Origin of the sequence: Coleofasciculus sp. F4-SAH-05 (assembly GCF_040222985.1) — a bacterium.
In the GTDB taxonomy this organism is placed as follows: domain Bacteria; phylum Cyanobacteriota; class Cyanobacteriia; order Cyanobacteriales; family Coleofasciculaceae; genus Coleofasciculus; species Coleofasciculus chthonoplastes.
In genome coordinates, this window is sequence record NZ_JAVKBY010000011.1 from 19,537 (window position 1) to 31,574 (window position 12,038).

Genomic DNA, 12,038 nt, shown 5'->3' on the forward strand with positions numbered 1-12,038 from the left:
TAAACCTTAATGTCAAGAATGGCGCAGTCTTTGTAGGGCGAGGATCTTGCTCGCTACTAATACCCAATTTCAATGCATGACTGATTATTTAACCGCCGATGTGTCCGCTATACCCAGTAAAGGTTCTAGCAGCTTGCGTTCTTCAATGGGTAGGCTAAACAAAACACGCTTATTGCCTTTTGTTTCCTTATAGCGAACAGCAGTATTGAGAAGACGGAGAGGGATTTGGAATTCAGGATAATCACTCGCCAATTCTTGCCACACCTCCAGCCAGGTTTGTGCGGCTTTGTCACTAACCATTTCTGACATTAGTGTAGGAACGCTTTTCACAAGCCCCTGTCCTAATGTAGAAATAACCTGGTGTTTGTGGTAAAGTTCGATGAGGGTTTTGATGCGCGATCGCCATATCTCCACATTGTTACTGCTGTTGAACAAGATGTGCGTAATTAACTTGGCATCATCTGCATCAGCTTCATCGTCTAGGGTAAAACGTTGAAATGCGTTCTCCAGTGCAGCAATCCCTTCATCCCAGCGATTTAATCCCAAAATGGCAATAGCACGGTTTAAGAAAACAGAGGAGTCTTGAAACCCCAGTTCAATGGCTTTGTCACAGGATACCAAGGCTTCCTCGTAGCGTTCGAGATTGTCTAGCACCCAGCCTTGGTTAAACCAAAGTGCTGCATAATTAGGGTCAAACTCAATTGCTTTTTCATAAGATACTAAGCTTTCCTCGTAACGTTCAAGTTTCTCTAGCACAAAACCTCGTCGTCCCCAAGCTTCTGCATAACTAGGGTCAAGCTCAATTGCTTTTTCGTAAGATACTAAGCCTTCCTCATAGCGTTCTAGTTCGTCTAGCATCAAACCTCGTAGTCTCCAAGCTTCTGCATAACTAGGGTCAAGCTCAATTGCTTTTTCGTAAGATACTAAGCCTTCCTCGTAACGTTTGAGTTGACTTAGTACCAAACCTCGCCGTCCCCAAGCTTCTGCATAACCAGGATCAAGCTCAATTGCTTTTTCGTAAGATACTAAAGCGTCCTCATAGCGTTCGAGATTATATAGCATTGCGCCCCGGTTACACCAAGCTTCTGCATAACTAGGAGCAAGCTCAATTGCTTTTTCGTAGGAGACCAAAGCGTCCTCATAGCGTTCGAGATTATATAGCATTGCGCCCCGGTTGCACCAAGCTTCTGCATAACTAGGAGCAAGCTCAATTGCTTTTTCGTAGGAGACCAAGGCTTCCTGGTAGTAGTCGATATTGTATAGCATCGTGCCTCGGTTAAACCAAGCTGGTGCATAATTAGGGTCAAGCTCAATTGCTTGTTCGTAGGAGACCAAGGCTTCCTGGTAGTAGTCGATATTGTATAGCATCGTGCCTCGGTTGAACCAAGCTGGTGCATAATTAGGGTTAAGTTCAATTGCTTTGTCACAAGAGGCAAAAGCTTCCTCGTAGCGCTCGATATAGTACAGCATTTTGCCTCGTAGTACCCAAACTGGTGCATAATTAGGAGCAAGCTCAATTGCTTTTTCACAGGATACCAACGCTTCCTCATAGCGTTGAAGATTGCTCAAGCACAATCCGCGTTTAAACCAATCCTCTGCTTGACCGCGAATTGTCACCAGTTTCTCTGCTAGTTCTAAAGCATTAACATAATCTTTCTTCTCAAAACAATTCTCATACTCCTGCAAACACGCGGCGATGCGAGGATCTTCATCTTCTTCATTATCCATCGCCTGGAGTGCATACAGAATATATTCTCGTTCTAGAACAGCATCAGAGGGGAGTGGTTTTAGGCGTTGTTGATACTGGAGATCATCATTTGTTACTCCTAATCGCTGTAATAACTCTTCCTTCGTATACCAAATCCGTAAAAAATCGACAAATAACTGTATCGGTTCCCCCCGTTGCTTCTTCACCTCCAGACAAAACCGCATCAAGGTTTCCCGCATTTCATAAAAAGACTCCCGCCCGATCGCGTCAGATATAACATACCCTTTTTCCCGCAAATCCTTAAGCTGACTGGATGTGGTTTGATGCGTCAGAAAACAGCGCTGGGCAATTTCTTTGACTGGAACCCCATGGCGGCGATCGCACAAAAATTCAACGATCTTCCGTTGCTGCGGCGAAAGAGACGCCATCCGCGCCTGATAATAGGGGGTCAAATCATCTAGCATCCGCATAAACGGTTCCACTAATTCATCCAGCGACTCGCGGGTGAGGAACTCTGAGAAAATCACATAAACCCGGTGATTTCCCCCAGCCAGATGATGAACCGCCTGGATGCGATCGCGTCCCCTTGGCTGTCGGATAAAGGACTCTAATTCGCGATCGCCTCTAACTCTGGCAATATTGGCTAATAACTGTATCGCTTCCTCAACGGTTAAATCTTCTAAGTGATCAATGTGGAAAAACCTATAAAACAGCGATTTCTCTTTTTTTACCTCATCGAATAAACTCTGAGACGTTGCCAAAATCATACAGCCAGGATTCTCTTGCAAAAAAGCATGGAGTTGTTTTTGCCCTTTTTTACCCAACCCAGAAAAGATATCATCCAGGTTTTCCATCAATAGGAGTAAGCTATTCTCTCCGATGATTTCCTTTAATAATTCTGCCCCAGCCTGTTCTGCCTCATCCGGCGACAATTCATAAAGTGATTCAACCCGCTTAATTAACCCTTCTCGTCCCCCCTTTACCTGGATTTTGGCAAAATCTCCATCATTTTCCTGAAGCGCCCGAAATATCCGCAACAGCAAATCCAGAAACGAGGTAACGCCCCATTCTTCCTCTCGTAACCAGGCGATTAACAGGCGATTTTGCAACGCTTCCTGCTTGCGAATCCGGTGATACACCAACGAGACTAAATGGGTTTTGCCAATACCCCGTGATCCAATCAGCAACGTGTGATGTGGCGACGGTGTAAGTACACTATCGCTAATGCGTTCCACAATATCCTCGGCTAACTGATGACGCTGCACAAAGATGGCTTCTAAATCTTCATGCTGCATCAAACTGGGAGTAAAACGAGACACTTTCATATTACTAACCCCCTCGATAACCACCTCAATAGGGCGGTTGAAACCGCAACTACACAAACGAAACCCGCCTTCGCGGGTTCAAGATCTGAGTTCATGAATTGCTCCTCCTTACACCGTCGTCTAACCTGGATGTTTTTATTCTATGTCATTTTTGACTTACTATTTTAGAAAATACGGTAAGCTTGCCGTATATTTTGTGCTATCCTTGCCATATAAGCAATTGAGCGCCCCTATCTAGAACTAGAGACGCTCTCGATTGCTTACAAATTCAGTTGAGCGACTGGCTGACACCCATGACGCTCTTTAATTTGTTTACCCGTTGTTTATGGTCTCGAAAGACCAAAGGATTCTTATGTCCAATAATAACAAAGAACAGGTCATCCTAGTTACAGCGACTCCCCCTGAGCCGCCTCTACCCCCTGAATCCGGGAATATCAGTTCCCTGATGGTGTATGGCGGAGTAGCGGTTGCTGTAATTCTGGCAATGGCATATTTCTCTCAAACTCAGCTTAAGTCAATTGCTGAGTTGCTCAAAACGGTAAACAAGCCCAGGAAATAGGTCAAACTGTCTTACTGTTCCCCTCTTGCTCCCCTCTTGCTCCCCTCTTGCTCCCCTCTTGCTCCCCTCTTGCTCCCCTCTCCCAAGCTTGGGAGAGGGGCTGGGGGTGAGGGCTGGCTTGGGAGAGGGGCTGGGGGTGAGGGCTGTAGCGTCACCTACAGATGCTGGTTCAACGGTAAAGCCAGCTTGTGCGATCGCGTAAGACCCAAACCCCGATTATCATGAATTAGCACATTTTGTCAATTTAGTAACATAAATTAACATAGTTACCCTCTATATTAACAATAGAGATAAAAAAGAGGGATAGTGATCATGGGCTTAATCAACAACATCGAAGATCGTCCCTTGGAATCGGTCAAAGGCGGAACAGTCGATTTTTACACCCCCCAATCGAGTCACGAAACCATACTGGTGCAGATTCCACCTGCGACGGTGGAAGATCTATTTGTTCACCGATTTCAAACCGATCAACTTTTAGTTGTGCGGGGAACTTTTGTCTTAGTGGTGCTAAGAAATCGTCAGTATGATTATATTCCTTTAATTGACGCTCAGCCAACAGTCGTAAAAGTCCCCGCCGGGATTCTTCATGGTGCAATTAATCTCAGTTCCGAAACTTGTGTGGTAGTGAAGGCTGTCTTGCGTCACGGTACACCCCATGAACGAGATTATCAGCCAATCAAACCACCATTCCCTTACGATTTAGAATTGGCTCAAGCTAAGTTAACAGAAGTCAATTCTTCGACTAACCCCCAATTATTACCAGTAGGTTAATTGAACCATTGCTCAATTCAGGCGATAATTGGCAACAGATGAGATTAAACCATCACAGGTTTTTTCTGTTGCCGACGCTGCTTGAGAACCATTCGCAGGTTGCCAGGAGGCGCAATTGTTAAACCGCGACGCATCGGCTTCACCGGACGATTATCGGTTAATGCCAGTTCAAATTGTGACAAAACAGTCGCCAGCACCAGCTTCATTTCCAACAGTGCCAATGCTGAACCAATACAGCGACGGTTACTTCCACCAAAGGGTAAATATTCGTAAGGTGAATATTGCCGTTCTAGAAAACGTTCCGGTTTAAATTGCTTGGGTTGGGGATAGATATCGTCCCGATGATGAACTAAATAAATAGAAGGCATCAACGCTGTACCCGCTTCAAATTGATATCCCATGATTTCTATGGGTGATTTAGGAATCCGAATGAAGGTACTCGGAGCAATGGGATAAATTCTCAAGGTTTCTTGACAGACGGCTGTCAGATAGGGAAGCCGAGACATTGCCATCGGATCGCCCTCTGCATCCAAGGTTTCTAATTCCTCAAGCAGCTTTTGACGCACGTCTGGCAAATAATGAATCCAATACAATGCCCAAACCAATGCAGACGCCGTGGTTTCATGACCCGCAATTAGAAGTGTCATTAACTGATCATGTAATTCCTCATCCGTCATCGGCTCACCTGCTTCATCTCGTGCCGATAGGAGTAATGTTAAAATATCGGTTCGTGACTCATCCCCTTGCTCTCGACGTTCGCGAATTTCATCAAAAACCAACTGTTTGATCTGCTGCTTTAACTGCAAAAAACGCCCCCAGGGACTCCACGCACCCCAATCCTGTCGCAACCAAGGGAAAAAGAGCAGAGTGGAACTGAGGGGAGAATCAAAGGATGCCAGAAGGGTACTCAACAGGTGTCTCAGTTGGGTGTAACGTTTTCCCTGATCCAAGCCAAACACAGCTTGTAAAATCACCCGCAGGGTAATCTCTTGGGTATAGGTACGGATAATCAACGGTTGACCCACTGTCCATTCTGCGGTTACCGTTTCCGTAATATCACAAATAAGCTGACCATACTCTCGCAAGCGATCGCCATGAAAGGGAGGCATCAACAGGCGGCGTTGGCGCTGATGGGGTTCACCATCTAACATCAGCAGTGAGTTATCCCCTAGTAAATAGCGTAATACCCCATTTCCTCGACCCGATTCAAATAACTCTGGATCAGCCGTAAAAATCTCTTTAATCGCCTGGGGATTGCTGACATAGATAAAGGGAGGAGTGTTATCCCCGCCAATTTTGATCATATCTCCATACCGTTGAGCATAATTATCTAGTGCAAGAAAGCAGAAATAACTGAACAGCTAATATCTCCCCCTGCTTCATCGTATCTACGAAGCGGCTCTTGTATTTTTGCCGCGCTGCACTAGGGCGCGGCTGGTAGTCTGCTTCGTCGGAAAATCACTGCCAGTCTTGAATTGAGCCTATACTACAAAATCATACTACATTAGCAGTGTGGGGATTTCACCTTACTCTGAAAATCTAGCCAAATACAAAGGGGGATTGGTTTAATACCTCCCCCCCCTCTGCAACAATAGAATCAAGATGATTTTAGCTCTGGTTAATGTTCCGCTTCAACTCTTTGAACAAGAGTTTGCAAGAATAACCGGCTGTTCGCATGATCACTAAGTTACCGAAGCCCTTCTTTATTTCGGTTTCGTTAGCTGAGTCAGAGATGGGTTCAACTAGGTTTCCCAGTAGCGTTGCGTTTAGCATCGTTACCACCACTCCCAACGCTTGATGTAATGATTCTATTCCGTCCTTCCGAACAAGGGGACTTAACTCGTTTCTGAGCATCCGTTCTAGTTGTCCGACAAAACCTTTCAGCTTCTGAGACACGGCGCGGTCGGTTAATTCCGACTGGCTGCCATAGAGCTTGTTTTTCTGCTTGTCATAGTACGCCCCGATTTTTTGCCCGATAGCTGATTGGGGGCGGCTACGAGTTGGGGCGATGGTGGTAAGAACCCACAAGTACATCGCCTGTCGCAGTAACTTTGAACCAGCAGTTGTGCGGAAGCCTTGCTTATCCCCGCTGGATTCTTCTTCACCAGCACAGCCCAGCCGCTTTTTAAATCCGCCAATTGAATCATAGCGGGATATGGGGTAGATTTGGGATATGATAATGGATTGGGTTCGAGGCTTCATTCCAAACCGATCTAGTATCTTGCGGTATTGAACGAAGACATCGCTCATTAGGACCTGATTCATCTGAGCCTGCAATTGATTCTCCCAGTGGTACAAATCACAAAGGTGTTGAGCCAGTTTGCGGGTATAAGGGGAAATCGTTCCGCCATAGCGCCGCGAAATGGAGTCGTTCCATCGCTTGGCGTAATCCGTCCGAGCTTTCGCGGATATGGGTGTATTCTCCGAATTAGCCAACCACCCAATCAAAGGTGGAACCCCCGTTACACCAGCTTTACACTGAGACATGGCGACCTCAGGAAACTCAACGGCAAGCTGTTGCCTAATCCGATTGATATAGGGGTTTTGCTGACGGTTGAGGGTCTGGAGCTTAAGGTACAGTTCCCGCAGTTGTCGCGGTGGACCGGGAAAGAATTCCAGAAAGAACTCAGGCTTGTCGTGGTTCTCCCAGAGGTAAGCCGCCATTGCAAGCGCGTCAGCCAAATCATTTTTATCGGGGAGTCGATGCCCCCGACGGTAATGATTAACCTCTGCATGTCCGACCCAATAAACGGGAATGCCTTCTGCCGCACAAACCCGAGCTAAAAACTCAGAGTAGTAGAAACCAGTCGGCTCCATGGCGATGGCTGTTGGTCGAAGACTCAAGAATCCATCAATCCCAGCGCTTGTAACATAGAATGTCAATTCGTCGTCCTCAGGTTTCCGAGACCGTGACTTAAAATTCTCCCGCCAGTATTGTTTTAAGTTCTGGGGGCGAAATTCCAGAGTCCAACAGACGAAGTGATCCTTGCAGATGTCAACGCCTACAAATCGTTGCATATTTTATTTTCCTGGTTCAGTTAGGGTATGTGCGCCCACGTAGTTATGCAGTCACGAATCACCCAGGGTTTTCACCAATTCACCTTTCAACTGCCTAAGTGGTGCTTGATGCTGGAGAGGGCGATCGCGAAAAGAAGCAACCGTAAGGTCATTTCACTGTTTAATCGCATACTCTCCAGTCCCAAGCGACTGACAGCAAACTGTCAGACGGTAAAGATGCGCTATCTCTACCGCAGCCTGCCACCCCTGGCAGGGTGGCTAGGTGCGAGAGAGTAAGCAGACTATGCTTCGGTGTCAGAGTCTATTTCGACCACGAGATGAGTGGTCTCGGTCGGCTCAATTAGCTCTATTCCCAGAACTTCGCAAACTTGTTCTAATTCAGCCTTCATCTTGTGGTTCAATTTGATGATGATTTCAGCCATCCCCTTTTTTTGAAGGTTAGAGATGTTCGGTAAAGTCTCAGCGACACAATTGAGGGAGACCATAGAGTTTCTGAGTGACATTAATAGCTGCACCAACCGAACTTCATCGTCTGCCGGGTTAGGTTTAGTTATCTGAGCGAAACGCTCACACATATCCTCTAACTCCTGAACTAATTGCTCTCCCGCGCTTCCCTCTAGCGGGAGCGATTGTCTGTCGGCAAAGTGAACCTTGAGGTCTGGAAGGTCTCCACTGCTTTGTACAGGGCAGACGGTGACATTTGTTATTTGGGCTAGGTTGATCCATCTTCCGCCGTTCCCGCCGGAGAATGAAATATACATGAAGTATGCGCTCGGTATTTTGGTTATAATTGAGTCCATGGTGATAATGATGATGTTTGTTTTCGCGATCGCGGGTTAGGGTACAAGCTGAAACCTTGTCCCCTTCCCGCAAGGATGATTAAACGTCGGAAACGAACAGAAGCCTCCAAGACATAAGGGGGTAGCAGTTCCGCAATAAGCTCAATGCGCACTTCGCCGTGCGATCTTCCTGATAGTTCCCGACCAAATGGAAATTTAGCTCATTGGCACTGCGGTAGTAGTAGTAGCCAACGATCCAGGAGCCTAAACACTCGGCTTTTCTCAAGACGTGTTGGTCTGGGGTCTCGGAAACCTGAGCATCGCTGCTGTAACAAGCAGCCGAAACGTCGGGCGACAAATCCGAGTAGCAGGCTCCCAGTAAATTCTCCCACTGTAACCCCTTGATTATTTTAGAGAGTACCGGGCTTAAGAACTTCAGCTCTTTTTCCAAAGTGTTAATTATCTCCGTTATTGCTTGTTGCGGATCTTCTGATTGGTTGGCGTGATGATGCCTTAATAGCAGTAATTGAGTCCAAAGGAAAAATGCGCCGTCAGGGGAGAAGTTCAACCTAACTGTAAGATCTGGATCTGTCTCCAGGAGTTTCAGCAAATGTTGCTGAATTTGGTCTGTTTGCTTCATGGATACCTCTATGTGAAATCTTCGATAAATTCCTTAATTAATTCAGGCGTAGACAGCTTATTTGCTCGACGGAGGAAATTCCCCAGCAGAAGGGGGGCATGATACCTGTCGCTCCATTTGGACTGCGAAAGTGTCACGACGAACCAAACCCAACCCGCAGCGAGTTCTCCGTCCTCGATTAAATCGATCGCCCGACGCTTGGCTAGATCGAGTTCGTTTATTCGTTCAGGGGAGTTGTCCGTTGGGACGGGTAATGGGGGGCCTTTATCTATAGGCTTGTCGATAAAAGCCTCGGAGTCTTTAGGTAAACCTGGATAATCAGTCATGTTTTTCGATGTTCGAGAAGGTCTAAAAGGCGGGAGAAGTTTGCTCTCTAAGGCTGTGCCCCTCCCGCACAAGCGCCAAGGATTTGCTCATGTAGCTGACCGATTTTGTGTTACTCGATAGGCGGGACTCCTTTGATAATCTTCGTCACTTCGCCCCAAAAATACCCAGCAGAATCCGCAAAATAACAGCGTCTCAGTCTCTTCTATAGCCGTTATTTTTAAGGTTAAATTCTATTGCAGACATGATTAGTAGACTGCAATAAGCGTGATATCTTGGGGAATCCAAGTCGAGGTTAGATGTGACACTTCCCTAGCCCCCGACTTGGGCTTTTGTCTTTTATTGCCAAGCGACGTATACGTCGCTTTCTATGTCATAATGGTAGAACGATCAGAAAAAAATAGCAACCCCAGCGGAGAAATGATTAGAACTCTTAGGAAAGCCCTGGAGTTGACTCAGGTTGAAATGGCTGAGATTTTTGGGGTTTCGAGGCGGGCAATTCAGCGATGGGAAAAAGGGGATGATGAGCCTCGGTTAACCCTTGGACAAGTCCGGATTTTTATTCAGCTCATGCAAAAAGCTGGGTTCAACTGGGAGATGCTTCCCTAAACTTAGCCAGTCAAGCCTCAAAAAACCTGAGTTTTCCAGGACTTCCACTATATCCCCCCTTGCGAAGGGGGGGCGAGGTCGCAAAAAAAACGAGACCACAGGAGGAACCAGGGAAATGTCTACTTTATTTGATGTCAACCAGTTTGAGATCGAGGCACCGGCGTCACCCACAGATATCACGGAATTAATTGATCCGCGTAAGCTTCGTCCAAAGGAAAAGTCCAGAAGGTTAAAGGCATCGAAAGGAATGGACGCTCCCAGTGGTAGTGAATCCTCCGGAACCACTAGCATCGATGCTCAGGATTTAAATCAGGAAGACAGCCCAAGGGTGTACCCTAATGGAGTCATTGCGAGTCCATCGACGGTTAGCCCCGGTGATCTTGTTTGTCGGGTGAAGTCCTCGTGCTCAGCAAGACAATACTTGATAGACCCCATCATCTGGGTTGGACGGGTCTCTGCTAAAACCAACTCTAGATCAATCTACCTGGATGACCTCCCCGAAAAGCCGACGCAACCGCCCCAGCGCATTACATGGTCTGATGCGGCGTTGCTGCGAATCCAGAAATGCTCTGTGGACGCTCCCCAGTCGGAGGTCTCCCCCTGCTGTGACCAGGACGGTTTAGACCAAGCCCCTGGCGGTCTACCGGGAGAAAAACGAGACAGCGTTGGGGGACAACCCGATACAACCGTTGGCAAACAAGACAATTTAGACCGTGACCAGATCAGTTTCGACCAAGCCCCTGGCGTTCCCGCTGGAGAAGAACGGGACAGTGGTAGGGTACAAATTGAGGCAAGTAGGGGACAAACGGGGGGACTTCTATATAAGGGAGCCTCGAAAGTTTCCTTGGATGTCGCAGGAGCGCCACCCACTGGGGTAAACGGGCAAGGCTCGGACGGCAGGGCGGAGGACAACTGCGCGGGGGAATGTGCGATCGCGGAACAGGAGCCAGAGCCGGAATCCCCTATATGCGATCGCGTGACAACCTCTGTTCCCAGACCTACAAACACCTGCAAACACCTACAAACTTTTCCTGGCGATCGCGGGAAATCTGACAACAACGAGCGACCCCCTACACGCGATTACCGTCAGAAAAAAAGACTTTCGGGCTGTCTCTGTACCCTAATTTACAAAAACTATACTGGCACGCTGACGCTGGGGACTACCGGGGTATCCCTCTATATCGCAAAAAGTTCGGATTGGTGCAACGGGGTATCCTTCGCTATAGATGAGACGGATATCGACTCTATTTATGAGGCGTTTATTAGGCGAGTCGAAGATCTTGTCGAGGGGGAGTTAGGGGACTTTTCTTTAGGAGACCCCGAAAGAAGTCCCCTAATAGGGGAGCAGGGGGAGCAGGGGGAACAGGGGGAGCAGGGGGAACAGGGAGAGCCTGGGGAACAAAGAGAGCCTGGGGAACCTGGGGAACCAGAGGATGAGCAACCGAAACACTATGACATTAATCTCAAAAGTGGACGCGGCTACCTTTACGAAAGGTGGTGGGAGTGGCGAAACGGTAAAAGACGCCACAGGAAGAGATACGTTAAAGCCCTAGGGGAAATGACGCCAGAGTCAAAGCGATTGTTCTTGTCTAATATCTGAAGGAGTAAGATTGTATGTCCAGCGTCGGCAAAGGACTAAGTTTCATGGCGTCGGGGCAATGCCCCTTTGGAGGAAAATGCATAGATCCTAGGAACCCCTCTCTCTGTTCTGTTGAGAATAACTGCATAAACTTTAGGAACAAGGCAGAACGGCTAGCCTACGACGCCCTCCCCTATGCATTTTTCTACTGGAGTGAAGATGGGACGTTTCTCCTTTTCAGAGAAAAGTGGCAGCTCGCATTTTACTTAGTCGATCAGCCCAGTCCGCAAAAGCACGGCGCGACTTGGGGAAAGATTCCGATAAAGGAGATTAGGGAGTTCCTGCTCTCAAGCCCAGTCCAAAACTTACTTCCAGTCCCAGCTCTACTGAAACTAAACGAGGCGATCGATATATAGCAAAATGGATCAGATGTAACGAGTGTAGCTGTTTTAAGGCAAACCCAAGTTGACTCAGACCAAGGGAGAGAAGTCGTAGAAAGTCACAATGTTTACGCTTTATACGAACTATCAGGGGGCGGGGAGTCAGAGGCGACCCTAGTGGTAAATTTTATTCGCCCCCAAGATTCTACCGTGTACACACAAGTCGAAGTGAGGAGTATGAATCAGGTAAAATCAGAGACAGAGAAGCGCGATCGCTAAAACTCAGATTGCCTTCACAACCTCCCAACCCTGAGAGAAGACAGACAAATGGATAACCCAATTTTGA

General features: G+C 47.4%; 11 protein-coding genes and 1 pseudogene. 6 read left to right on the forward strand and 6 right to left on the reverse strand.

Going from position 1 to position 12,038, the window contains the following annotated elements:
- Window positions 1–84: 84 nt before the first annotated feature.
- Window positions 85–3,033: a tetratricopeptide repeat protein gene (locus RIG27_RS01120; RefSeq protein WP_446341654.1), complete on the reverse strand. Its 2,949-nt coding sequence runs from the start codon at window positions 3,031–3,033 to the stop codon at window positions 85–87.
- A gap of 352 nt (window positions 3,034–3,385) precedes the next feature.
- Between RIG27_RS01120 and RIG27_RS01125 the strand changes: the two genes are divergently transcribed.
- Window positions 3,386–3,592 carry a hypothetical protein gene (locus tag RIG27_RS01125; RefSeq protein ID WP_446341656.1) on the forward strand — a complete coding sequence of 69 codons (207 nt, stop codon included), beginning with the start codon at window positions 3,386–3,388 and terminating at the stop codon, window positions 3,590–3,592.
- Window positions 3,593–3,904: 312 nt separating this feature from the next.
- Window positions 3,905–4,363: a dTDP-4-dehydrorhamnose 3,5-epimerase gene (locus tag RIG27_RS01130; RefSeq protein WP_446341658.1), complete on the forward strand. Its 459-nt coding sequence runs from the start codon at window positions 3,905–3,907 to the stop codon at window positions 4,361–4,363.
- A gap of 44 nt (window positions 4,364–4,407) precedes the next feature.
- Here the strand turns inward: RIG27_RS01130 and RIG27_RS01135 are convergent.
- Both RIG27_RS01135 and RIG27_RS01140 read right to left on the reverse strand, forming a co-directional pair.
- Window positions 4,408–5,697 (reverse strand): annotated as a pseudogene (locus RIG27_RS01135) (cytochrome P450); the annotation flags it as partial.
- Window positions 5,698–5,971: 274 nt separating this feature from the next.
- A complete protein-coding gene (locus tag RIG27_RS01140) occupies window positions 5,972–7,381 on the reverse strand; it encodes an IS110 family transposase (RefSeq protein WP_446341660.1) in 1,410 nt (469 codons plus the stop codon).
- 45 nt (window positions 7,382–7,426) lie between these two features.
- Between RIG27_RS01140 and RIG27_RS01145 the strand changes: the two genes are divergently transcribed.
- Window positions 7,427–7,657 (forward strand): hypothetical protein, encoded by a 231-nt coding sequence (locus RIG27_RS01145; RefSeq protein ID WP_446341662.1) that lies wholly within the window; start codon window positions 7,427–7,429, stop codon window positions 7,655–7,657.
- 5 nt (window positions 7,658–7,662) lie between these two features.
- Here RIG27_RS01145 and RIG27_RS01150 read toward each other — a convergent pair whose 3' ends face one another.
- From RIG27_RS01150 to RIG27_RS01160, 3 genes are all read right to left on the reverse strand, one after another.
- Entirely contained in the window at window positions 7,663–8,181 is a 519-nt protein-coding gene (locus tag RIG27_RS01150; RefSeq protein ID WP_446341664.1) for a hypothetical protein, read from the reverse strand.
- Window positions 8,182–8,260: 79 nt separating this feature from the next.
- Window positions 8,261–8,800, reverse strand: coding sequence for a hypothetical protein (locus tag RIG27_RS01155; RefSeq protein ID WP_446341666.1), 540 nt, complete (start codon window positions 8,798–8,800; stop codon window positions 8,261–8,263).
- 8 nt (window positions 8,801–8,808) lie between these two features.
- Window positions 8,809–9,126, reverse strand: coding sequence for a hypothetical protein (locus RIG27_RS01160; protein ID WP_446341668.1), 318 nt, complete (start codon window positions 9,124–9,126; stop codon window positions 8,809–8,811).
- A 376-nt stretch (window positions 9,127–9,502) separates the two neighbouring features.
- Here RIG27_RS01160 and RIG27_RS01165 point away from each other — a divergent pair, with 376 nt between their 5' ends.
- The 3 genes from RIG27_RS01165 (at window position 9,503) to RIG27_RS01175 (ending at window position 11,728) form a co-directional block, all read left to right on the forward strand.
- Entirely contained in the window at window positions 9,503–9,733 is a 231-nt protein-coding gene (locus RIG27_RS01165; protein WP_446341670.1) for a helix-turn-helix domain-containing protein, read from the forward strand.
- Between the two features lie 115 nt (window positions 9,734–9,848).
- Window positions 9,849–11,333: a hypothetical protein gene (locus tag RIG27_RS01170; RefSeq protein WP_446341672.1), complete on the forward strand. Its 1,485-nt coding sequence runs from the start codon at window positions 9,849–9,851 to the stop codon at window positions 11,331–11,333.
- Between the two features lie 14 nt (window positions 11,334–11,347).
- Window positions 11,348–11,728 (forward strand): hypothetical protein, encoded by a 381-nt coding sequence (locus tag RIG27_RS01175; protein ID WP_446341674.1) that lies wholly within the window; start codon window positions 11,348–11,350, stop codon window positions 11,726–11,728.
- Window positions 11,729–12,038: the final 310 nt, after the last annotated feature.